This is a genomic window from Kitasatospora gansuensis, assembly GCF_014203705.1.
GTDB lineage: Bacteria > Actinomycetota > Actinomycetes > Streptomycetales > Streptomycetaceae > Kitasatospora > Kitasatospora gansuensis.
On sequence record NZ_JACHJR010000001.1, the window covers coordinates 4,674,231 to 4,695,694 of the forward strand.

A 21,464-nucleotide genomic window follows, 5' to 3' on the forward strand; every position below is an offset into this window, starting at 1 on the left:
TGGAGGGCCTGCGTGCACCGGCAGCACAACGGGTTGAGGACGGCTGCACTGCTCGGCGGGCTGTCGGCGCTGATCCTGGTGATCGGCAGCTTCTTCGGCCGGACGGGCTTCGTGCTCGCGCTGCTCGTCGCCCTCGGCACCAACGCCTACGCGTACTGGAACAGCGACAAGCTCGCCCTGCGGGCGATGCGGGCCCGCCCGGTCAGCGAGATCGAGCAACCCCGGCTGTACCGGATCGTCCGCGAGCTCTCCACCTCGGCCCGGCAGCCGATGCCCCGGCTGTACATCTCGCCCACCCCGGCCCCGAACGCCTTCGCCACCGGGCGGAACCCGCGGAACGCGGCGGTCTGCTGCACCGACGGCATCCTGCGGCTGCTCGACGAGCGGGAGCTGCGCGGGGTGCTCGGCCACGAGCTCAGCCACGTGTACAACCGGGACATCCTGATCTCCTCGGTGGCCGGGGCGCTGGCCACGGTGGTGATGTTCCTGGTGAACTTCGCCTGGCTGGTCCCGTTCGGCCGGAGCGAGGACGACGACGGGCCCGGCCTGTTCGGGATGCTCGCGATCATGATCCTCGGCCCGCTCGCCGCCACCCTGATCCAACTGGCCGTCAGCCGCTCCCGGGAGTACCAGGCCGACGCCGACGGAGCCCGGATCACCGGCGACCCGCTCGCCCTGGCCAGCGCCCTGCGCAAACTCGAGACCGGCACCCAACGCCTCCCGCTGCCCCCCGAGCCCCGCCTCAAGACCGCCAGCCACATGATGATCGCCAGCCCGTTCCGCACCGGCGAGAGCGGCACCCGCCTCTTCACCACCCACCCGCCGATGGCCGAACGCATCGCCCGCCTGGAGCGGATGGCCGGCCACCGGCTGCCGTGACGGCTTAGACCGACCGGCAATTGGTGGGCGGCGTCGCGGCGCCGGGGCACGCACCTCGCCGGCTTCTCGTCGGTCGCCGATGCTCCGCATGGACTTCCTCCTCGGCGCCGCCGAGGCACGCACCCCACCGCCGCTCCTTCCCCCGCCCACCAATTGCCGGTCGGTCTTAGTCCCGGTAGGTGCAGAGGGCCCAGATGACGAAGGCGTTCAGGGCGATCGCGATCAGGGACCAGAGCGGGTAGTAGGGCAGGAAGAGGAAGTTCAGCAGCAGATTGACCGAGACCAGCGCGATGCCGATCACCCGGGCCCAGGCGGCGCCCGTGAGCACGCCGAAGCCGACCACCGCGAGCACGATGCCCATCGCCAGGTGGATCCAGCCCCAGGTGGTCAGGCTGAACTGGAAGACGTAGTTCGGGGTGGTCAGGTAGACGTCGTCCTTGGCGATCGCGACGATGCCCTGGAAGATCCCCAGCACGCCGTCGATCAGCATCATCACCCCGGCGAACAGCACCAGGCCGGTGACGGCGCCGCTGTTCCGGCGGCCCCCGCCCGAGACCGGGACGGGACCTGACGGGTCGTAGAGCGGGCCGGATGCCTGGGCCATGACTGCCTCCTGTGGACCAACTGACGGTGTACCAGTTTGTCCAAGTATGTGAGGCAGGTCAGTATCCGGCATTTCGGACGGAGCGGCAGATGGACGGCCGACCGGCGCGGGGAGACGATGAGGGTGGCATGGAGAGGGGTCAGCATGAACGAGCACCGTTTCCACCGGGACCACGGCAACCACTCGGTCACCGTCAACCTCCGGCGCGGTCTGCACACCGAGATCGAGCTGCTGGTGGACGGCAAGGAGGTCGGCCTGCAGCGCGTCCACGGCGGCGGCCCGTGGACGGTACGGGACGCGCTGCCGGACGACCCGCCCCGGCCGTTCTCGGTCCGGGTCGGCCCTGAGGGCCCGGCCTGCGTGCTGGAGATCGACGGCGCCGAGTGGCCGATGCCGGTCAGCTGAAGCGCAGCTCGGCTCCGGTCGGCGGGTTGGCCCCGGCCCGGGAGACGGTGATCGCGGCGGCCCGGCCGGCGTGCCGGAGCAGCTCGGCCAGGACGTCCGGGGCGAGCGCGGCGAGGGCCGGGCGGGCGCCCGCGCCGAGCAGGCCGCAGGTGGCCAGCGCGTCCAGGACGGCCGCCATGAAGGAGTCACCCGCGCCGACGGTGTCGACCACGGCCGCCGGTACGGCGGGTTCCTGGGCGGTGCCGTACCGGGTGAAGGCGGCTGCCCCGGCGCCGCCCCGGGTGATCAGGACCAGCCCGGGGCCGAGACCGAGCCAGTGCTCCGCCACCCGCTGCTCCGACCACCCCGGGTAGAGCCAGGCCACGTCCTCGTCGCTGGCCTTCACCAGATCGCTGAGCGCCACGCAGCGCTCGACCCGGGCCGGCGCCCCGTCCGGCGCGCCGAACAGGGCGGGCCGGACGTTCGGGTCGTAGCTGACCGAGGCACCCGGCCGGAGCCGCTGCACCAGCCCGAGCGCGGCCTCCGCGCCGGGCGGCAGGACGGCCGCGATCGAGCCCAGGTGCACGTGATCGGCCGGGACCGGCGGCTCCACCGGCCGCAGCGACCAGTGGATGTCGAACGCGTACCCGGCCTTGCCGTCCGGATCGAGCGTGACGATCGCGGTCGGCGTCCGCACCCCGGTCTGACCGTCGGTCAGCAGCTCCACCCCGGCCGACCGCAGGTGCGCGGTGATCAACCCGCCCACCTCGTCCGCCCCGAGCTGGGTGAGTAGCGCGACCCGGCGGCCCAGCCGGGCCAGCCCGTACGCCACGTTGGCCGGGCTGCCGCCCGGGTGCGGGACGTCCGGCTGCCCGGGGGTGCGGACGATGTCGGCCACGCTCTCGCCGACGACGAGGAAGGACGGGGTGGACGGGGTGGAGGTCATGGACCGTCAGGCTCCGGTGCGGGTGAGGAGGGTCGCGGACGACCTTCACCGTACCGATCGCGCTGGTTGCCGGGGAGTGCGGCGGCTACGCTGGCCGCTCCTGGGGCGGGAGGTGGGTGTGGTGGGGGAGGGCGAGCTGCTGGCCGAGCTGCTGGCGGCGGTACGGGAGCTGGCCGGCCGGTCGGCGGCCCGGCCGTGGCTGGTGCGGCTGGCCTGTGGAGCGGTGTCCGCTGAGGCGCTGCGGGCGGCGGCCGAGGCGGCCGGACTCGACCCGGACGAGGGCTTTCAGGGCTGGGCCGCGCCGTACGCGGCGGAGGCGCAGGAGCGGCTGGACCGGCTGCCGGGGCGTTGTGCGGTGGGGGAGGGCCCCGAGGGGCTGCTGATCCTCACCCAGGGGGTCCCGGAGTCGGAGGTCGCGGCGGCCCTCGGGGCGGACTGCCTGGCGGCCGGGCTGCTCCGGATCGGTCCGGACGCCGCGCGGGAGACGCTGCGGGATGCCCGGGCGGCGGCCGCGCTGGCGGGTGGCCGGGCCGGGCTGTGGCGCTATCAGGACCTCTGGCCGCTGACCACGACCGCGGCCGGGGACGGCCGGCTCGACCCGCTGCTCGCCCCCGCCGTCGCCACCGCCCGGACCTTCCCCCATCTGGCCGACGCGGTACGGGCGTTCGCCGATCACGGCTTCGCGGTGGACACCGCCGCCCGCGCCCTGCGGCTGCACCCCGACCTCCTGGGCCGCCGCCTCGACCGCTGGCAGCAGCTGACCGGCGCCGACCTGCGTACGCTGCCGGGGCTGACCGCCTCGCGCACGGCGGTGGAGCTGGCGGCGCGCGGGCGCTGAGGTCAGCTGGACTCGGGCGGCAGGCCGACGCCGGTGCGGAACGCCGTGAGGGCGAGGGCGAGTTCGACGATATGGGCGGGCTCGCCCAGGGTGCGGTGGGTGAGCTGCTCCAGGCGGCGGATCCGGTTCAGCACGGTGTTGCGGTGGCAGTAGAGGCGGTCGGCGGCGGTGGTGGCCGAGCCGCCGGAGTCCAGCCAGGCGGCCAGGGTGTCGAGCAGCGAGTGCCGCTCGGCGTGCGGGAGCGCGAGCACCGGGGCGAGCAGCCGGGTCAGCCGCTGGGCCAGGTCGGGCTGCGCGACCAGCAGGGCGGCGGGCAACCGGTCGTCCAGGTGGGCCAGTTCGGGACCGTCGCCGGTGCAGGTCTGCAGCGCGATCTCGGCCAGCCAGCGGGCCCGTCCGACGTCGGCCAGCGAGCCGACCACCGGGCTGATCCCGACCCGGGCCGGCTGGTGGGCCAACTGCCGCCCCAGCTCGGCCGGTTCGTGGCTGAGCAGCTGGACCAGCGCCACCTCGCGGTCGGCGTGGATCCGCCAGAGCAGCCGGGGCCCGTTCTGCTCGGCAGTCAACTGCCCCTGCCCTGCTCGTGGTTGATGGAACCCACCAGGCAGCGGGCGCAGCACGGCCACCGCGTAGCGGCCGCGCTCGGGCAGGCCGAGCCGGGAGACCGCCTCCGGGATCGAGCCGGTGGCCACGCCGGAGCCGTCCAGCAGGGTGTCGAGCAGCGCGTTGCGCCGGTCCTGGTCCCGGGCCGCCCGAGCAGCCGCGGCGCTGCGGTACGACTCGGTGACGGCGTCGCAGATCTGGTCCAGTACGTCCCACAGGTCGGCCGCCAGCGGCAGCAGTTCGGGCAGCGCCCCGGGGTGGTCGGCCTTGACCAGCTCGGTCACCCGCAGCCACATCAGCCGGCCGCCCCGGCGGTAGGCGTGCAGCAACGAGGCCAGCGGCAGCCCCTGTTCGGCCCGGCGGCGGCCGGTCAGGGTGGCGTCGGCCAGGTCGATGGCCCGCCCCTGGGCGTGGTCGAGCAGCGCGGCGAGCGCCTGGCAGAGGTTGTGCTGGATCCGGGCCCGCAGCTCGGCGGGCGGCACCAGCTCCGCGTACGCGGTGTCCTGGCGCAGGATCTCGGCGGTCAACTGGTGCGCCACGGCCGGGAACCCGGCGGTCAGCGGCCCCTGCACCAGGCCGACGATCCGGATCGCCTCGGAGCGGCCGGGGTCGGCGGTTGTGGCCCGAGCATCCATCCCGCTCTCCTTCGCTGTCGTCCGCGGCGCGTCCGCCGAGGGCTGCGCGGCAGGTCAGCGTGGCACGGAAGGCTCGGCGCCGATACCCCTCCGCAGTGAACCGTCCGCCGGACTGTGCGGGTGCCCAACCGGGCCGGGCGCGAGTTGGGGAGGTGCAGCGGATTGCCGCCGGACGCTTCTCCGGCCGGGCGGCCGGGTGCTGTGATGCCTGACCACCCCACCCTTCGGACAGGAGACCCGCGTGCTCAGCACCATGCAGCGGCACCAGCTGAACGTCACCACCCTGCTGCGGCACGGCGCCACCGTGCACGGCCGCAGCGAGGCGGTCACCTGGACCGGGGCCACGGCCCGGCGCACCAGCTACGCCGCGACCGCCGCCCGGGCCGCCCGGCTGGCCGGGGCGCTGCGCGCGCTCGGCGTGGACGGTGACCAGCGGGTCGCCACCTTGATGTGGAACCAGCAGGAGCACCTGGAGGCGTACCTGGCCGTCCCGGCGATGGGCGCCGTCCTGCACACCCTCAACCTCCGGCTGCCCGCCGACCAGCTCGCGCACATCGCCCGGCACGCCGAGGACCGGGTGGTGATCGTCTCCGCCGACCTGCTCCCGGTGCTGCCGGCCGCCCCCTCGATCGAGCACGTCGTGGTGGTCGGCGCGGCCGAACTCCCCTCCCTGCCCGGCGTGCTGGTGCACGACTACGAAGCGCTGCTGGCCACGGCCCCGGAGCGGTTCGACTGGCCCGAGCCGGACGAGGACTCGGCGGCGGCGCTCTGCTACACCTCCGGCACCACCGGCGACCCCAAGGGCGTGGTCTACTCGCACCGCTCGGTCTACCTGCACTCGATGCAGGTCTGCCTGCCCGAGGCGCTCGGCCTGTCCGACGCCGACCGGGCGCTGGTGGTGGTCCCGATGTTCCACGCGATGGCCTGGGGCCTGCCGTACGCGGCCTTCCTGGCGGGCAGTTCGCTGCTGCTGCCCGGCCGGTACCTGCAGGCCGCTCCGCTGGCCGCGTTCATCGCGGCCGAACGCCCGACCACGGCCGGGGCCGTCCCGACCGTCTGGGCCGCGCTGCTCGCCCACCTGGACGCCGAGGGCGGGGACGTCTCCTCGCTGCGCGAGGTGCTGGTCGGCGGCGCGGCCTGCCCGCCCGCGCTGATGACCGGCTTCGAGGAGCGGCACGGCGTCCGGGTGCTCGCCGCCTGGGGGATGACCGAGACCTCCCCGCTGGGCACGGTGGCCCGGCCGCCGCAGTACGCCAGGACCGCCGAGCAGCAGTGGCCGTACCGGAACTCGGCGGGCCGCCCGCCGGCCGGGGTACGGCTGCGGCTGACCGCCGAGGACGGCACCGTGCTGCCCCAGGACGGCGTCACGGTGGGCGAGTTGGAGGTCAGCGGCCCGTGGGTGACCGGCTCGTACCACCTGGTGGAGGCGCCCGACAGCTTCCGGGACGGCTGGCTGCGCACCGGCGACCTCGGCACCCTGACCGCCGACGGTTTCCTGCGGCTCACCGACCGGGCCAAGGACGTGATCAAGTCCGGCGGGGAGTGGATCTCCTCGGTCGAGCTGGAGAACCAGCTGATGGCCCACCCCGCTGTCCGGGAGGCCGCCGTGATCGGCGTACCGGACCGGCGTTGGGACGAACGCCCGCTGGCCGCCGTGGTGTTGACCGAGCCGGTGGCACCGGCCGAGCTGGCGGTCTTCCTCGGCGAGCGGATCGCCCGCTGGCAACTGCCGGAGCGCTGGGCGGTGCTGGCCGAGATCCCGAAGACCGGGGTGGGCAAGTTCGACAAGAAGGAGCTGCGGGCCCGCTACCGGGCGGGCGAACTGGACGTCACCGTGCTCGACGGCCGCTGACCGAGGGGTCCTCGGTCAGCGGCCGTCGGCAGCGGTCAGGTGAGCAGCTTCTCCTTGGCCTTCCGGTACTCCTCCTCGGTGAGGGCGCCCTGCTCCTTGAGCGCGGCGAGCTTGGCGAGCTCGTCGACCCCGCCGCTGCCGCCCGGGGCCGAGGCCGCGTTCCGGATGTACTCCTTGAAGGCGGCGTCGGCCTGCTGGGCCTGTTCGGTGTCCCGGCGGGTCATCGACTTGCCCCGGGCGATCAGATAGACCAGGACACCCAGATAGGGCAGCACGATCACGAAGAGCAGCCAGCCCGCCTTGCCCCAGCCGCCCATGTCGTGACTGCGGAAGATATCCGTGATGATCTTGAAGAGCAGGAAGAACCAGAGGACCCAGAGGAAGATCCACATCATGGTCCAGAACAGATTGAGCAGCGGATAGTCGTCCATGCCAACCACACTGGTGACTGCGCGGGCGCCCCGCGCGCGGAGCCGTGGCAGGTTGGGCCGTCCGGGGGCGTTCCCGGCCTGACGGTGCGTGCGATGATCGATGGCCGACGGCGTCTGACGGTCGGTCGATTCGCCGACGGTGGCCGGTGACTGGTGAGGGAAGAGGGGCGAGCGCGTGCGGCACAACCTCATACCGGACCCCCGGGTGCCGCTGCCCAGCGATCTGCACCCGCGCGGCGTGGTCGACCTGCGGGGCACCGGCCCGCTGCCCGCCGCCCTCCGCTACCCGCCGGGCGCGGTGGTCGTCGTCTCCGGCCTGCCCGGCAGCGGCAAGAGCACCGCCCTGCACCACTGGGCCGACGCGGCCCCGGTCATCGACCCCCGCACCACCCACCTCGCCTGCGAGGCAGTCATGCCGGACTGGCTCCCGTACGCGGTCTACCGCCCGTGGTCCCGCCTGCGGCACTTCCGCCGGCTGCACATCGCCGCGCGCGACGGCGGCCACCTGCTCGTCCACGACTGCGGCAGCCGCTCCTGGCTGCGCCGCCACCTGGCCCGCCTGCTCCGGGCCCGGGGCCGCGAACTGCACCTGATCGTCCTCGACGTCGGCACCACCGAAGCCCTGGCAGGCCAACGCGCCCGCGGCCGCTGGGCCCCGCCCCGCACCTTCACCCGGCACGACCGCGGCCTCGCCCACCTCCTGCGGACCCTCGACGACCTCGGCCCCGCCGCCGCCCCCGAAGCCGCCTCGGTCACCCTCTTCGACCGCTCCTCCCGCGGCCGCCTGCCCCGGCTCGCCTTCGAGCCGTTCGGGACACCTGACGTGCCCAGCCGACTGAGCGAGTCGGACCTGCACTCCTGAAGCACCGCCGGCCCACGGGTCGAGCGGGCGCCGGCCGAAATCGCAAACGGCCCATCGCCGCGGGGCAGTTGCCGCAGCGATGGGCCGAGGAGCGGTGGCTACCAGGTCTGGTAGCCGAGGACGTCGACGACGAAGTCGGCGTCGCCCCCGCCGCCGTTGTAGAGCGAGATCTTGCCGTTCTTGATCGGCACGATGACCTGGTTCGGGATGGTCTGGCCGGTCACCCAGTTCAGGTTCGAGGCGAGCGGCCGGTCGGTGCCGTACGGGTAGACCGTCAGGAAGCCCGGAGCGGACGGGTTGGTGACCGTCACGTTCAGGATGGCGGCGCCCGGCCGGCGCGGGTCGCCGAGCTGCGGCCTGTTGCCGACGACGAGATCCAGCGTGCCGCCCGCGGCGACCTTCGCGGCCTTCCGGATGGGGTACTCGGACCCGTCCTGCCGGGTGTCGGCCAGCCGACGGGGGGTGACCGCCCGGTAGGTGCCGAAGCTGTCGGGGCTGTAGTAGCCGGCCACGTCGGCGACGACGTGGACGCCGCCCTGGCCGCTGCCCGCGTAGATGCTGACCTTGCCGTCGGTCACCGGCACGGTGACCAGGTTGGCGATGGTCTGGCCGGGCGCCCAGTTGAGGTTGGAGGCGGTGGGCCGCTGGGTGCCGTGCGGGAAGACGGTGAGGTAGCCCGCAGCGGCGGACTGGGTGGCCGTCATGTTCAACGTCACCGCGGTGGCGTTGGCCGGGACGCCCTTGATGCCCGCGATCGGGAGGTCGAGGACCTGGCCCGGCTGCAACGCGGCGCCACCGCCGTCCCGGGTGTCGAGTACCCGAGCCGGGCCGGCCGAGGTGAAGGCGGTGCCGTGCTCGCCGTAATAGCCCTGCAGGTCCGCGACGAGCTGCACGCTGCCGGGGTCCCCGGCGGTGCCGCCGACGTGGAACCAGACCGTGTCGTCGGTCACCGGCACGGTGACCAGGTTGGCGATCGTGGTGCCCGGCGTCCAGTTCAGGTTGGAGATACCGGTGGTGTCGGCGCCGTCCGGATGGACCGTCAGGTACCCGGCGGAGGTCGGGTCGGTCACCGTGACGTTCATGGTGACGGCCTTGGCACCCTTGAGCTCGGCGGGCAGCTTCAGGTGTACGTTCCCGCCTGCGCCGACCGCACCCGGGTGGCCGCCGATGTCGGTGCGGGTGTCCAGCAGCCGCCGGGGCGCGAGCGGGGTGTAGAGGCTGCCGAACTCCCGGAACTCGTTCGAACCGCGATCGCGGAAGCCCGAGCCGGTACCGGTGTTGGCGACGAACGGGTAGTCCACGGGGGGCAACCCGCCGCCGTCGACCGGCAGCATGCCGGGTGCGTTCTCGTCCGCCGAGTCGATGACCGGGCTGACCGGGCGTCCGTTGTACGGGACGGCGGGGTCGGCCACGAAGTCGTGCGTGCCCTGGCCGGTGGCCGAGGTGAAGCCGGCCTGCGTGGTGTAGGCGGTGCCGGCCCAGTTGTAGGCGGGGCCGCCGCTGAGCGGGCTGACCACGTTGTAGTCGACCTTGGTGCCGGCCGTCGATCCCGGGCTCACGGTGATGCCGGTGTCGGTGGCGTCGGCGGGGCAGGGCTTGGCCTGGCCGGTGTAGCTGTCGAGGTCGGCCGCCTCGACCTCGTTGTTCTCGACGGTCGAGCCCGGGGAGGCACCGGCCAGCACGATCCCCTGGTGGCACTCGCTGCGGATGGTGTTGGCGACCACCACGGTGCCGGGCGCGTCGGTGGCCAGGATCGACGTGGCGTCGTTGTGGAAGTAGTTGCTGGTCACCACGGCGCCCCGCACGCCCGGGTCGATCTGCACCGTCGGGCCCGGGCCGTTGAGGAACCGGTACCGGCCCACCGTGACCTTGCTGGAGTCGCCGGTGACCTGGACCACCGGACCCTGCGCATTGCCGATCAGGCCGCGCAGCAGGGTGACGTCCGAGGAGTTCTCGATCACCACGGCCTGCTTCGTGCTGCCGACTATCGAGAAGCCGTTCAGCACCAGGTGCCGGGCACCGGAGACGGACACGGCGGGCTCGGACGTTCCGGTCGGGTTGAGTACGGCCTCGAAGTCGAAGTTGCCCGGGGTGTCTTCCCCTGCCAGGAACGTGATGGGTGCATCGGCGGTACCCGAGTGGGTGAGCTTCAGCCCGCCCGGGTAGTCGCCTCGGGCGACGTGCACGGTCTGGCCCGGCAGCACGACGTCGGCGGCTGCCTGGATGGTGCAGTACGGCGCGTCCTGAGTGCCGCTGCCGCGGTCGGTGCAGCGGGAGTCGGACTTCTTGACGTACAGATCGGTCGCTGCCGCGCTCGCCGGGCCGGAGACGGCCGGTAGTGCGAGCGAACCGAGCAGCGCGGCGCCGACGACGGCGCCTATGCGGAGCTTGATGATTCCCCCAGAGCAATGAAACGGGGATCACCCGATCCCGGGGACATCCTGGCACAGGGAAATCACGCCCCACCAAGAGGTATTCGCTCAGTGGAGCAGCACTTCCCGAATCGGTGGCGTCATTGCCCGCGCTTTCCGGGACTCGCCCGTGACGGTTGTGAACACATTGCGGGGCAGCTCGTGGGAGGGTGGGGGTCATGAAGGTGATCGACTTCGTCCTGAACGTGCTCTGGCTGATCTTCTGCGGCATCTGGATGGCCCTCGGTTACGCCATCGCCGGGATCGTCTGCTGCGTCCTCATCGTCACGATCCCGTTCGGCATCGCGTCGTTCCGGATCGCCGGGTACATCCTGTGGCCGTTCGGGCGGACCACGGTGGAGAAGCCGGGGGCCGGGGCGCCGTCCTGCGTCGGGAACGTGATCTGGCTGGTGTTCGCCGGGTGGTGGCTGGCGCTGGCTCACATCGCGACCAGCATCCCGCTGTTCCTGTCGATCATCGGGATCCCGTTCGGCTGGGCGAACCTCAAGATGATCCCGATCTCGCTGATGCCGCTCGGGCGCGAGGTGGTCTCCACGGACGAGAAGTTCGGCGGCCGCTGAAGTCTCAGCCGGTCGGCTGCTGCTCGTTCCCGCGTCGCAGCAGGCCGTACGCCCAGCGTTCGTTGAGCCCGGCGAGGAAGCCGACGCTGCTCCAGAAGAACCAGCCCTTGATCACTGCCTGGTGCCCGGCCGCGGTCAGCGGAGTGGCGCCGCAGAGGTCGTCCGGGACGGCGGGCGGTGTGAGCAGCGTGAGAACCCCGCCGTTGATCAGCAGGAAGAGCGAGGTGGCCAGGAACCAGCCGACCACCACCCGGTACCAGCCCTCCTGACGCATGGTCTGGGCCAGCTGCACGGGGTTGGCGGGCAGGCCGGGAGTCGCGCCGCGGAGCGGGCCGCGCTGGATCAGCTGGTAGGCGTCGCGGAGCCGGATGACGACGCTGAGGACCGAGCCCATCGCCCCGCCCGAGAAGCAGACCAGGGCGTACACCAGGCTGAGCTCCTCGGGGCAGCCGAGGCTGCCGCCCAGCAGCGGTGGCACCGCCCGGGCCACGGCGAGGGCCAGGACCAGGACGACCGGGCTGAGCAGGATGCCGAAGGCCAGGCCCGTGTTGAGACCGCGTCCGCCGGCCAGCGCCGCGTCCGCTTCGAGTTGGCGGGCGGCGGCGTCGGCCTCCTCCTTCAGGTGGTCGGGGTCGGTGGCGTCCCGGAGGGCGACCCGCACCGCTCGCTCCAGGGCCCGGCACACGTCGACGCGCGTACGCCGCTCGAAGGCGTGCTGGGCAGCCGTGTGCAGGTGCTCGATCCGGACCAGCTGCGATCCCTCCGCCTGCCGCAGGCCCTGCAGCTCGGGAGTGTCCTCGGCCAGGCCGAGCGCGTCGGCCAGCGTCCCGGGCTCGGCCGGGCCGGCTCCCAGCAGCCACTCCTTGACCCGTTGGGCCCGGCCCGCTCGCTGTCCACTCATGTGTGTCCCCGCCCCCTTGCTCCGAGAGGCAGTTGTACCGTCATGCGCCCGTCGAGCGGAACCCTCGACCGGACCCGGCCCGGGCGCGGAGGATGGTGGCGGTGGCCTCGTCGGCCGGCAGGAACGCCTCCAGGTGCAGTTCGGCCAGGGTGACGTCGAGTGCGGTGGCGAACGAGGTGATCGTGGTGATCAGCCGCAACTCGCCCTCGGGGGTGGCCAGTCGGAGCGGGACGGCGAAGCCGAGGTGCTCCGGGTCGGGGGTGGTGGGCGGCAGGTAGCCCTCCAGCTCGGCGATGAAGGCGGCCAGGCGCGGATCGTGGCCGCCGTTCGCCAGCGCCCGGCGCATGTTCTCGGTGACGTGCCGGCCCCACTCGGGGAGGTTCAGCACGCGGCGGGCCATGCCGTCGGGGTGCAGCAGCAGCCGGATCATGTTGACCGGGGGTTCGAGGAGTTCGGCCGAGCAGCCCTCGGTGATCAGGTCCACGGCGCTGTTCGCGGCGACCAGTTCGCCGTACGGGCGGAGCACCAGCGCGGGGTAGGGCAGGTGGCCGCGCAGGATGACCTCCAGCGCCTCCCGCACCGGGCCGAGCAGTGGGGTGTCCAGCCGGGACTCGGGGTACACGGGCGCGTAACCGGCCGCGTGCAGCAGGGAGTTGCGGTCGCGCAGCGGCAGGTCGAGGGATTCCGCGATCCGGATCACCATCGTCCGGCCGGGGCGGGAGCGGCCGCGTTCCATGAAGCTCAGGTGCCGCTGGGTGGTCCCCGCCCGCAGGGCGAGGTCGAGTTGGCTGAGCCTGCGTTCGGTCCGGCGGCGCCGTAACTCGGCGGGGAAGGGGCTTGGTTCGGCAACGGTGCTCACTGCACGGTTATAGCCCGCGCGCTCGCTCCCCGCACGGTCATTCCCTGCGCGGAATTGTGACGCCCCGTCGGCTCGCGCAGGATCGTTCCTGTCACCCCGTCGAGGAAGACAGCAGAGGAGCGGAAACCATGAAGAGCTACCACGTGACCGGCGCCGGTACCGGATCCGCGGGCCTGACGCTGCGTGAGCACGCCGTGCCGGAGCCCGGCCCCGGCCAGGTGCTGGTGCGGATGCGCGCCAACGCCGTCAGCTTCCGGGACGCGCTGATCCTGGCCGACGACTACCCGCTGCCGGTCGTACCGGACGTGGTCGCCGGGTGCGAGGGGGCCGGCGAGGTGGTCGCGCTCGGGCCGGCCGTCAGGACCTTCGGGCTCGGCGACCGGGTCGCGCTGACGGTCTTCCCGGACTGGCTGGACGGCCCGTTCGGGCTGGACCGGGCGGCCCAGCTGGGATCCTCGCTGGACGGCGCGCTCACCGAGTACCGGGTGGTCGCGGAACAGGCGTTGGTACGGATCCCCGGTCACCTGTCGTACGAGGAGGCCACCGCACTGCCGCTCACCGCGCTGACGGCGTGGAACGCTCTCACCGGCGGCCGCCCGCTGCTCCCCGGCGAGACCGTGCTCACCCTCGGCACCGGCGCGGTCAGCCTGGCCGCGGTGCAGCTGGCCCTGCTGGCCGGCGTGCGGGTGATCGCCACCACCTCGGGCGGGCCGAAGGCCGTACGGCTCAAGGAACTCGGCGCCCACGAGGTGATCGACCGGACCGCCGAGCCGGACTGGCACCAGCGGGTCCGCGAGCTCACCGGCGGCCGGGGCGTGGAGCAGGTGGTGCACGTCGCGGGGCCGCTGGACCAGTCGCTGCGCTCGGCCGGGATCGGTGCCGAGCTGGCGTACGTCGGCTACCGGGTCGGCGCGGCCCCCGTCGCTCCGCCGGTGGACGCCCGGCTGCTGTTCGCCTCGGGGGTGCAGGTGCGCAGCGTCGCGGTCGGCAGCCGGGCCCAGTTCACGGCGCTGAACCGGGCGTTGGAGGTGCACGGGGTGCGGCCGGTGCTGGACCGGGTGTTCCCGTTCGCCCAGGCCCCGGAGGCCTTCCGGTACCAGCAGGAGGGCGGCGCCTTCGGCCGGGTGGTGATCAGCCACGGGTGACGTCCGCCCGAACTCCGTTCCGGCGGACGGTGGTTCGTTGTTTCCGATGGCCCCACGTGAATTCGGTGTGTCCAGTCCGGGATGCCGTTGCGGGCCGCCGAGGAGAGCCCCTATGGTCGCCTGCATGGCAGCCGGAGAGTTCCTCGCTGCCCGCCGCCACGTCGATCTCGGCCGACTGGCCAGCGGGCTCTGTAGCGCCGCCGCGTGATCTCCGCGGCTCGTCGCCGCTGATCGCGGCGCCGACGACGCCCTTGCCGTGAATCCCGGGGAGTGCCTTTCCCCCCTCCCGGGGATCACGCGTTCTCCTCCGACTCCGGTGCTGATTTCGGCATGCCCTGTCGTGCACACCGGAGTTCACCGACGCCGAAAGGAATTCCGTGGTGCCCGAGAACACCCGTCCCGAATTCGGCCGGCGGGGCTTCCTCGCCGGAGCCGCCGCCGTGGCCGCCGCCGGAGCGGTCCCGCTGGCCGCCGGAACCGCGGCCGCCGCCGCACCGGCCGCCGCCCGCCCGAACGTCCTGCTGATCGTCACCGACGACCAGCCCAAGCACACCGACTGGGCGATCCAGAACACCATCGCCTGGCTCGGCGGCCAGGGCGTGACGTACCCCAACGGCCATGTCGCGACGCCGCTCTGCGCGCCGTCCAGGTCCTCGATCTTCTCCGGCCGGTACGCCCACAACCACGGGGTGCGCAACAACGGCGCCTCGGCCGCGCTGGACCAGCACACCACCGTGCAGCGCTACCTGAGCCAGGCGGGCTACCGGACGGGCCTGTTCGGCAAGTACCTCAACTCCTGGGCGCTGGCGGACAATCCGCCGCACTTCGAGGACTGGCTGCTGCTCCAGCCGTCCTACCAGGACGCCAACTACAACGACAACGGCACCGTCCGCACCATCAGCGGCTACGCCACCAACGTGATCAAGAACCACACGCTGGCCTTCCTCGACAAGGCGGCCACCGACACCCGCCCGTGGTTCGCCTACGTCACCCCGTACGCCTCGCACGAGCCCAACAAGCCGGCCGCCAAGTACGCCGACACCCCCGTACCGGCCTGGAACGGCCGCCCCTCGGTGCCCGAGGCCGACCGGAGCGACAAGCCCGCGTACATCCGCAACGCCACCGCCACGCTGGCCGACGCCCAGGCGCTGCGGCAGCGTCAGCTCCGCACGCTGCTCTCGGTGGACGACGCGGTGCAGGCGTTCCACGACAAGCTGGCCGCGCTCGGCCAGCTCGACAACACCCTGGTCATCTACCTCGGCGACAACGGCTACACCTGGGCCGACCACGGCTGGCTGAAGAAGTCCGTGCCGTACTCCCCGTCCCACCAGGTGCCGTTCTACCTCTCCTGGCCCGCCGGCGGTCTCGGCGCGGGCACCACCGACAGCCGGATCGCCGCCAACATCGACATCGCCCCGACCATCCTGGACGCGGCCGGCATCGTCCCGGACACCCCGCAGGACGGCCGCTCGCTGCTCACCGGCTACCGCCGCGACCACCTGCTGGTCGAGTGGTGGAAGCAGGGCGCCGGGGCCGGCACGCCGGACACCTGGGCCTCGTACGTCGGCACCGACCGGCAGTACACCGAGTACTACGACCTGAAGACCGACGCCAACGGGACGGTCACCGGCACCGGGCAGGTGCTGTTCCGGGAGTACTACGACCTGGTGAGCGACCCGTACCAGCTGCAGAACCTGCTGCACCAGGCCACCCCGCAGCAGGAGCAGGCGCTCGGAATCCCGGCGCTGGCAGCCCAGTTGGCGGCCGACCGCGCGCTCTGACCGACCACCGTCCCCCGGGCCGCGCCGCCCGGGGGACACCTTCGAGAGGACGACCAGCCGTGAGCACCGAGCCGACCAAGTCCTGCTGCACGCCGGGCCGGACCGAGCCGGGACCGGCTGTGCTCACCCTGACCGCCGCTCCGGGGCGGACCGCTCGGGGGCTGCTCGCGCTGCCCGGCGGACGGTTCCTGATGGGCACCGACGACCCGGTGGGCTTCCCGGCCGACGGCGAGGGGCCGGTCCGTGAGGTCGAGGTCGGCCCGTTCCGGATCTCGCCGACCGCCGTCACCAACGCGCAGTTCGGCAGCTTCGTGAAGGCCACCGGGTACGTCACGGAGGCCGAGCGGTTCGGGTTCAGCTTCGTCTTCGAGGGCTTCCTCGCCTCGGCCGTGGCGGCCACCGCACAGTCGGTGGCGGGCGTCCCGTGGTGGCGGGCGGTGCCGGGCGCGGACTGGCGACGCCCCGAGGGCCCCGGCTCCACAGCCGGTGACCGACAGAACCACCCCGTGGTGCACGTCTCCTGGCACGACGCCCGGGCGTACTGCGCCTGGTCCGGCACCCGGCTGCCCACCGAGGCCGAGTGGGAGTACGCCGCGCGGGGCGGGCTGGAGCAGAAGCGCTACCCGTGGGGCGACGAACTCACCCCCGGCGGACGGCACATGTGCAACATCTGGCAGGGCGTCTTCCCGACCCTGAACACCGCCGCCGACGGCCACCGGAGCACCGCCCCCGTGAAGTCCTTCCGCCCCAACGGGCACGGCCTGTACAACGTGGCGGGCAACGTCTGGGAGTGGTGCGCCGACTGGTTCAGCCCCGACTTCCACCGCACCGGCCCGCACCACCACCCGGCCGGCCCGCCGGACGGCACCCGCCGGGTGATGCGGGGCGGCTCGCACATGTGCCACGACTCGTACTGCAACCGCTACCGGGTCGCCGCGCGCAGCTCCAACACCCCCGACAGCTCGGCGGGCAACATCGGCTTCCGGGTCGCCGCCTGAACAGGCTGGCGCGGCCGTCCGGCAGCGGGTAGACAGTTCGTCATGAGCGCTGACGGTTCCCTGAACTTCCTGCCGACCTTCACCCCCGTCGACCTGCCCGGGGACGGTTTCGCGCTCCGCCCGTGGAGCCGGGTCGGCGAACCGGAGCGCCGGGCCCGGGAGTTGTCCGCACTCGCCGACGACCCCGCGATATCCCTCTGGAACCCGCTCCTGGTCACCACCGTGCTGCACGCCGAACGCTGGCTGAACGGCCGGACGGCCGCCTGGGAGCGCGGCGAGGTGGCCTCCTTCGCACTGCTCGACCCCGACTTCGACCAACTCCTCGGCACCGTCACCACCCGCTGGGCGGACCGGGGCGACGGCCTCGCGATGATCGGCTACTGGCTGGTCCCGGCCGCCCGCGGCCGCGGCCTCGCCACCCGCGCCGTCGAAACCGTCACCCGCTGGGCCTTCACCACCGCCGACGTCCGCCGCATCGAACTCGCCCACGCCGTCGGCAACACCGCCTCCTGCCACGTCGCCACCCGAACCGGCTACCTCCTGGAGGGCACCCTCCGCCAAAGCCACTGCTTCGGCGACGGCAACTACCACGACGAACACCTCCACGCCCGCCTCGCCACCGACGCATAGGCAGACGCTTCGGCAGACAGGGGCTCGGGGAACTGCGACGCCGACCTCAGAAAAGGTCACCCGTGCGTAGCTGGTCAGGCACTTTGCCTTTTGACCCGCACACCAGACCTCCTCGCAGTTCCCCGAGCCCCTGGACCGTAAGACTGAGCGCCCTGCCTTACCCGACCACCGTCACCGCCCGCTCCCGCAACGCCCAAGCTGCCGCAACCACCGTGCACGGCACAGCAATCACCGCACAAACGCCCGCCACCCCACCGACCGCCAGCCACGGCACCACCAACGGCGGATCCACCCCCAACACCCGCAGCGCAACCTGCATGCCCCCCAAGTTGACCCCTGTGACCAGCGCGCCGAGCACCGCCCCCGCTGCCACCGCGAGCAGCGACTCCGCCGTCACCACCCGGATCACCTGCGTACGGGTCGCCCCGGCCAGCCGCAGCTGCGCCAGCTCCCGCTTCCGGTCCGCCGTCGCCAGGACCAGCGTGTTGGCCAGCCCGATCGCCGTGTAGACCAGCGCGAGCCCGAGCACCAGCACCGCCCGCAGCCAGGACACCCGGTTCGGCGCAACCGGATACGCGGTCGCCAACCACCGTTCCCCGGTGACCAGTTCGGCGCGGTACCGCTCCGCCACCACCGCCAACTGACGCTCCGTCCCCGGCCCGGACCCGCTCACCTCGATCCGGTCGACCCGGGCACCGGGTGCGTTCCGCGCCGTCAGGTACAGCCCGTTGTTCCCGGTCCCGTCCCGCAGCACGCCCGCCACCCGGAGCGTCCGCCTGCTCCCGTCCGCGAGCACCAGCTCCACCGGCGCGCCCACCGTGTGCTGCTCCCACTCCTCGGGCAGGATCACCGAGTCGTCGTCCAGCCCCGCCAACGACCCGGCCACCAACGGCAGTCGCGACACCTTCCCGTACGTCGCCGGATCGACCGCCCTGGCCTCCGTCCGCACCTGCACCCCGTCGCTCTCCACCACCGCGACCACGGTCGGCGCACTCGGCGCGACCACCACACCCGGCACCGTCCGCAGCTCACGTACCAACTCCTCCACCCGGGTGCCTCGTTGCGGTGTCACCACATGATCCGGCGCGCTCTGCGACCGCGCCTCCGCGGCCCGCCCCGCCGCCACGGTGTTCATCCCGCCGAGCAGCGAGCCCGCCAGCGCCACCGAGACCAGCACCGGCGCGGCCACCGCACCCGTACGCCGGACCCCGCCCAGCGCGTTCGCCCGGACCAGCCGTCCGGCGTACGAGGTCAGCCGAGCCGGCAGCGCCCCGAGGCCGTGCAGCAACGGCCGGGCCAGCACCGGGGTCAGCAGCCCGCAGGCGGAGATCAGCACCATCGGCTGCACGGTGTAGTTCTTCCGTCGCAGCAGCGTGCCCGGGGCGTCGACCAGGGCCGTGCCGGTCAGCACCAGCGCCGTGAGCAGCAGGCCGAGGCCGCAGAGCCAGCGTCCGCCGGTCATCACTCGGGAGTTGACGTCCGCCTCGCGCAGCGCGTCCAGCGGACCGAGCCGACCGGCCCGGTGGGCCGCCGCCGCGACACCCGCGACGGCGACCAGCAGGCCGGTCCAGAACGCGGCGTACAGCGGCCAGCCCTCCGCCCCGAACCCGCCTGTCCCGATGGTGAATCCCTCCGGCGCGGTGCCGACCCGGACCAGTTCCCGCCCCAGCCGGGGTGCACCGGCCGCCCCCAGCGCGCAGCCCGCCGCCGAGGCCACCACCCCGAGCGCCAGCGCCTCGAACAGCACCATCCGCCGGACCTGCCCCCGGCTCGCCCCGGTCAGCCGGAGCAGCCCCAACTCCCGCTGCCGCTGCGCCACCACGTACGAGAAGGTGGAGGAGATCACGAATCCCGCGACGAAGGTGCTCACCCCGCCCGCCGTCCCGAACGCGGAGTTCAGCCCGATCGCTGCCTCGCCCCACGGCAGCCGGGCGGTGGCGGCCAGCCCGAGCAGCATCACCGTCATCAGCGCCACCCCGAGCGACAACGCGACGAACGCCCCCGTCAACGAGACCCAGCGCACCCGCAGCGACTTCCACGCGATCCTCGACATCCTCATGCCCCGAGCCAACCGCGCCGGGCCCGCCCGATCACCAGCCCGAGCCCCACCCTCAGAGGTAGAGCCAGCCCTACCGCCCGCCCCCAACCCGCCGCCTAGGGTGGCCCGGTACGAGTCCCCAACTCTCCGGAGGTGGCGCAGATGGCGGCGCCCTGGCTGGCCCTGACCGGACCCGGCTTCCTGCGGTCGGCCCGCCCCTGGCGGTCGGCCGGCTACCTGCTGGCCACCGGGCTGTCCGGGCTGCTGCTCTGCGTCGTCCTGCTGGTCAGCGCGATCGTCTCGGGCGTGCTGGTGATGGTCCTGGTCGGGCTGCCGATGCTGGCCGCGCTCGCTCTCGCCGGGCTGCCGTACGCGGCGCTGGAGCGCCGGCTGCTGCGCCTGCTCCCTGGCCGGCCTCCGGCGGAGTCGCCGCACCGGGAGCCCGACCGCCCCGGCCTGGTGGCGTGGCTGCGCACCCGCTACCGCGAGCAGTCCACCTGGCGCGAACTCGGCTGCACCGCGCTGGCCGCCCTGGTGCTCTGGGTGATCGACCTGACCGCCGTCGGCGGCGCGGTCCTCCTCCCGGTCTGGCTGCTGGCGACCCCGGCCCTGCTGGCCCTGGACGGTGAGCAGGTGAACGTCCTGAAGGTCTGGCAGATCCACGACCAGCCGACCGCGTTCGCTCTCTCCCTGATCGGCGCGCTCCTGCTGGCGGCCCTGAGCTACCCCCTGACGGCCGTCGCGATGGGCCGGGCCGCGCTGGTCCGCCGCCTCACGGGCCGGACCGAGCAGGACCGCCGGATCGGCGAACTGGTCAGCTCCCGGGCCCGGTTGGTGGACGCCTTCGAGGCCGAACGCCGCCGGATCGAACGCGACCTGCACGACGGCGCCCAACAGCGCCTGGTGGCCCTGGCGATGAACCTCGGCCTGGCCCGGCTGGACGCCCCGACCGGCAGCCCACTGGCCGGACGGCTGGCCGACGCCCACCGCGAGGTCGGTCAAGTGCTGTCCGAACTAAGGGAGTTGATCAACGGCATCCACCCGCAGGTGCTGGCCGACCGGGGCCTGCCGGAGGCGGTGGCCGACCTGGCCGACCGGTCCCCCGTCCCGGTCGACCTGGCCTTCGAGCTGCCCGGGCGGCCACCGCCCGCCGTCGAGGCGGCCGGGTACTTCGCGGTCGCCGAGGCGCTGGCCAACATCGCCAAGCACAGCGGCGCGAACCGGGCCCGGCTGACCGGCCGTTACGCTGACGGTCGGCTCGCCGTCGAGGTGTCGGACGACGGCCACGGCGGCGCCGATCCGGCCCGGGGCACCGGCCTGACCGGCCTGGCCGACCGGCTCGCGGTGGTGGACGGCACCCTGACGGTGAGCAGCCCGCCCGGAGGACCGACCCTGCTGCGCCTGGAGATCCCATGCACCCTGACCAGCCGACCGCCGCACCGCTCCGGGTAGTGCTGGCCGAGGACAGCGTGCTGCTGCGGGAGGGACTGGTCGGCCTGTTGGAGCGGTTCGGCCACCGGGTGGTGGCCGCGGTCGGCGACGCCGGGGCGCTCCGCGCGGCGGTGGCCGAACACGCCCCGGACCTGGTGGTCACCGACGTCCGGATGCCGCCCGGCCAGGCCGACGAGGGTCTGCGGGCCGCCGTCGAACTCCGCGAGGCCCGTCCGGGGCTGCCGGTTCTGGTGCTCAGTCAGTACGTCCAACGGTCCTACGCCGCCGACCTGTTGGACTCCGGGGACGGCTCCGGGGTGGGCTACCTGCTGAAGGACCGGGTCGGTCAGATCGAGGACTTCCTGACCGCCGTCGCCACCGTGGCGGACGGCGGCACGGTGGTCGACCCGGAGGTGGTCCGGCAGCTGATCGGCCGTCGGCGCGACCCGCTGGCCCGGCTGACGCCGCGTGAGCGCGAGGTGCTGGCGCTGATGGCCGAGGGCCGCTCCAACGCGGCGATCTGCCGGGAACTGGTGGTCACCGAGGCCGCCGTCTCCAAGCACATCGGCAACATCCTGGCCAAACTCGACCTGCCGCCGGCCGAGCAGAGCCACCGCCGGGTGCTCGCGGTGCTCACCTTCCTCCGGGGCTGACT

20 protein-coding genes are annotated in these 21,464 nt (G+C 73.3%); 12 read left to right on the plus strand and 8 right to left on the minus strand.

Translation table 11 applies throughout. From position 1 onward, the window contains the following. The first annotated feature begins 12 nt into the window (after positions 1 to 12). Entirely contained in the window at positions 13 to 879 is an 867-nt protein-coding gene (gene htpX, locus F4556_RS20845) for a zinc metalloprotease HtpX (protein WP_184918405.1), read from the plus strand. Positions 880 to 1,045: 166 nt separating this feature from the next. On the opposite strand, the gene F4556_RS20850 is transcribed toward htpX, so the two are convergent. Beyond that, a complete protein-coding gene (locus F4556_RS20850; protein WP_246511052.1) occupies positions 1,046 to 1,483 on the minus strand; it encodes a DUF7144 family membrane protein in 438 nt (145 codons plus the stop codon). A 144-nt stretch (positions 1,484 to 1,627) separates the two neighbouring features. On the opposite strand from F4556_RS20850, the gene F4556_RS20855 reads away from it, so the two are divergent. After that, a complete protein-coding gene (locus tag F4556_RS20855) occupies positions 1,628 to 1,888 on the plus strand; it encodes a hypothetical protein (protein ID WP_246511053.1) in 261 nt (86 codons plus the stop codon). On the opposite strand, the gene F4556_RS20860 is transcribed toward F4556_RS20855, so the two are convergent. After that, positions 1,881 to 2,813 carry a carbohydrate kinase family protein gene (locus tag F4556_RS20860; RefSeq protein ID WP_184918409.1) on the minus strand — a complete coding sequence of 311 codons (933 nt, stop codon included), beginning with the start codon at positions 2,811 to 2,813 and terminating at the stop codon, positions 1,881 to 1,883. The genes F4556_RS20855 and F4556_RS20860 overlap by 8 nt on opposite strands. A gap of 121 nt (positions 2,814 to 2,934) precedes the next feature. Between F4556_RS20860 and F4556_RS39150 the strand changes: the two genes are divergently transcribed. Next, the gene (locus F4556_RS39150; RefSeq protein ID WP_184918411.1) at positions 2,935 to 3,651 is read left to right on the plus strand and encodes a helix-turn-helix domain-containing protein; all 717 of its coding nucleotides are present in this window, start codon (positions 2,935 to 2,937) and stop codon (positions 3,649 to 3,651) included. Positions 3,652 to 3,653: 2 nt separating this feature from the next. On the opposite strand, the gene F4556_RS20870 is transcribed toward F4556_RS39150, so the two are convergent. Further along, positions 3,654 to 4,889 (minus strand): PucR family transcriptional regulator, encoded by a 1,236-nt coding sequence (locus F4556_RS20870; protein ID WP_184918413.1) that lies wholly within the window; start codon positions 4,887 to 4,889, stop codon positions 3,654 to 3,656. A 241-nt stretch (positions 4,890 to 5,130) separates the two neighbouring features. On the opposite strand from F4556_RS20870, the gene F4556_RS20875 reads away from it, so the two are divergent. Then, a complete protein-coding gene (locus tag F4556_RS20875) occupies positions 5,131 to 6,741 on the plus strand; it encodes a long-chain fatty acid--CoA ligase (RefSeq protein ID WP_184918415.1) in 1,611 nt (536 codons plus the stop codon). 35 nt (positions 6,742 to 6,776) lie between these two features. On the opposite strand, the gene F4556_RS20880 is transcribed toward F4556_RS20875, so the two are convergent. Beyond that, positions 6,777 to 7,172 (minus strand): SHOCT domain-containing protein, encoded by a 396-nt coding sequence (locus F4556_RS20880; protein WP_184918418.1) that lies wholly within the window; start codon positions 7,170 to 7,172, stop codon positions 6,777 to 6,779. A 175-nt stretch (positions 7,173 to 7,347) separates the two neighbouring features. Here F4556_RS20880 and F4556_RS39155 point away from each other — a divergent pair, with 175 nt between their 5' ends. Next, on the plus strand, positions 7,348 to 8,034 hold the full coding sequence (locus F4556_RS39155; RefSeq protein ID WP_184918420.1) for an AAA family ATPase: 687 nt from the start codon (positions 7,348 to 7,350) through the stop codon (positions 8,032 to 8,034). A gap of 98 nt (positions 8,035 to 8,132) precedes the next feature. On the opposite strand, the gene F4556_RS20890 is transcribed toward F4556_RS39155, so the two are convergent. Continuing rightward, complete coding sequence (locus tag F4556_RS20890; protein ID WP_184918422.1) at positions 8,133 to 10,238, minus strand: right-handed parallel beta-helix repeat-containing protein; 2,106 nt, start codon at positions 10,236 to 10,238, stop codon at positions 8,133 to 8,135. A gap of 386 nt (positions 10,239 to 10,624) precedes the next feature. Between F4556_RS20890 and F4556_RS20895 the strand changes: the two genes are divergently transcribed. After that, complete coding sequence (locus tag F4556_RS20895; RefSeq protein WP_184918424.1) at positions 10,625 to 11,026, plus strand: YccF domain-containing protein; 402 nt, start codon at positions 10,625 to 10,627, stop codon at positions 11,024 to 11,026. A gap of 4 nt (positions 11,027 to 11,030) precedes the next feature. On the opposite strand, the gene F4556_RS20900 is transcribed toward F4556_RS20895, so the two are convergent. Both F4556_RS20900 and F4556_RS20905 read right to left on the minus strand, forming a co-directional pair. Next, a complete protein-coding gene (locus tag F4556_RS20900) occupies positions 11,031 to 11,927 on the minus strand; it encodes a hypothetical protein (protein WP_184918426.1) in 897 nt (298 codons plus the stop codon). 40 nt (positions 11,928 to 11,967) lie between these two features. Beyond that, positions 11,968 to 12,786 carry a helix-turn-helix transcriptional regulator gene (locus F4556_RS20905; protein WP_184918428.1) on the minus strand — a complete coding sequence of 273 codons (819 nt, stop codon included), beginning with the start codon at positions 12,784 to 12,786 and terminating at the stop codon, positions 11,968 to 11,970. 128 nt (positions 12,787 to 12,914) lie between these two features. Here F4556_RS20905 and F4556_RS20910 point away from each other — a divergent pair, with 128 nt between their 5' ends. From F4556_RS20910 to F4556_RS20925, 4 genes are all read left to right on the plus strand, one after another. Next, complete coding sequence (locus F4556_RS20910; protein ID WP_184918430.1) at positions 12,915 to 13,931, plus strand: zinc-dependent alcohol dehydrogenase family protein; 1,017 nt, start codon at positions 12,915 to 12,917, stop codon at positions 13,929 to 13,931. 380 nt (positions 13,932 to 14,311) lie between these two features. Beyond that, entirely contained in the window at positions 14,312 to 15,712 is a 1,401-nt protein-coding gene (locus tag F4556_RS20915) for a sulfatase family protein (RefSeq protein WP_313068420.1), read from the plus strand. 119 nt (positions 15,713 to 15,831) lie between these two features. Then, the gene (locus F4556_RS20920) at positions 15,832 to 16,710 is read left to right on the plus strand and encodes a formylglycine-generating enzyme family protein (protein ID WP_313069230.1); all 879 of its coding nucleotides are present in this window, start codon (positions 15,832 to 15,834) and stop codon (positions 16,708 to 16,710) included. Positions 16,711 to 16,752: 42 nt separating this feature from the next. Continuing rightward, positions 16,753 to 17,340 (plus strand): GNAT family N-acetyltransferase, encoded by a 588-nt coding sequence (locus tag F4556_RS20925; RefSeq protein WP_184918435.1) that lies wholly within the window; start codon positions 16,753 to 16,755, stop codon positions 17,338 to 17,340. A 157-nt stretch (positions 17,341 to 17,497) separates the two neighbouring features. Here the strand turns inward: F4556_RS20925 and F4556_RS20930 are convergent, their stop codons facing one another. Continuing rightward, positions 17,498 to 19,399 (minus strand): FtsX-like permease family protein, encoded by a 1,902-nt coding sequence (locus F4556_RS20930; RefSeq protein WP_184918437.1) that lies wholly within the window; start codon positions 19,397 to 19,399, stop codon positions 17,498 to 17,500. Positions 19,400 to 19,540: 141 nt separating this feature from the next. Here F4556_RS20930 and F4556_RS20935 point away from each other — a divergent pair, with 141 nt between their 5' ends. Both F4556_RS20935 and F4556_RS20940 read left to right on the plus strand, forming a co-directional pair. After that, complete coding sequence (locus F4556_RS20935; protein WP_184918439.1) at positions 19,541 to 20,830, plus strand: sensor histidine kinase; 1,290 nt, start codon at positions 19,541 to 19,543, stop codon at positions 20,828 to 20,830. Beyond that, positions 20,791 to 21,462, plus strand: a complete 672-nt coding sequence (locus F4556_RS20940) for a response regulator (protein WP_184918441.1) — start codon at positions 20,791 to 20,793, stop codon at positions 21,460 to 21,462. Before F4556_RS20935 ends, F4556_RS20940 begins: the two co-directional genes overlap by 40 nt. Positions 21,463 to 21,464: the final 2 nt, after the last annotated feature.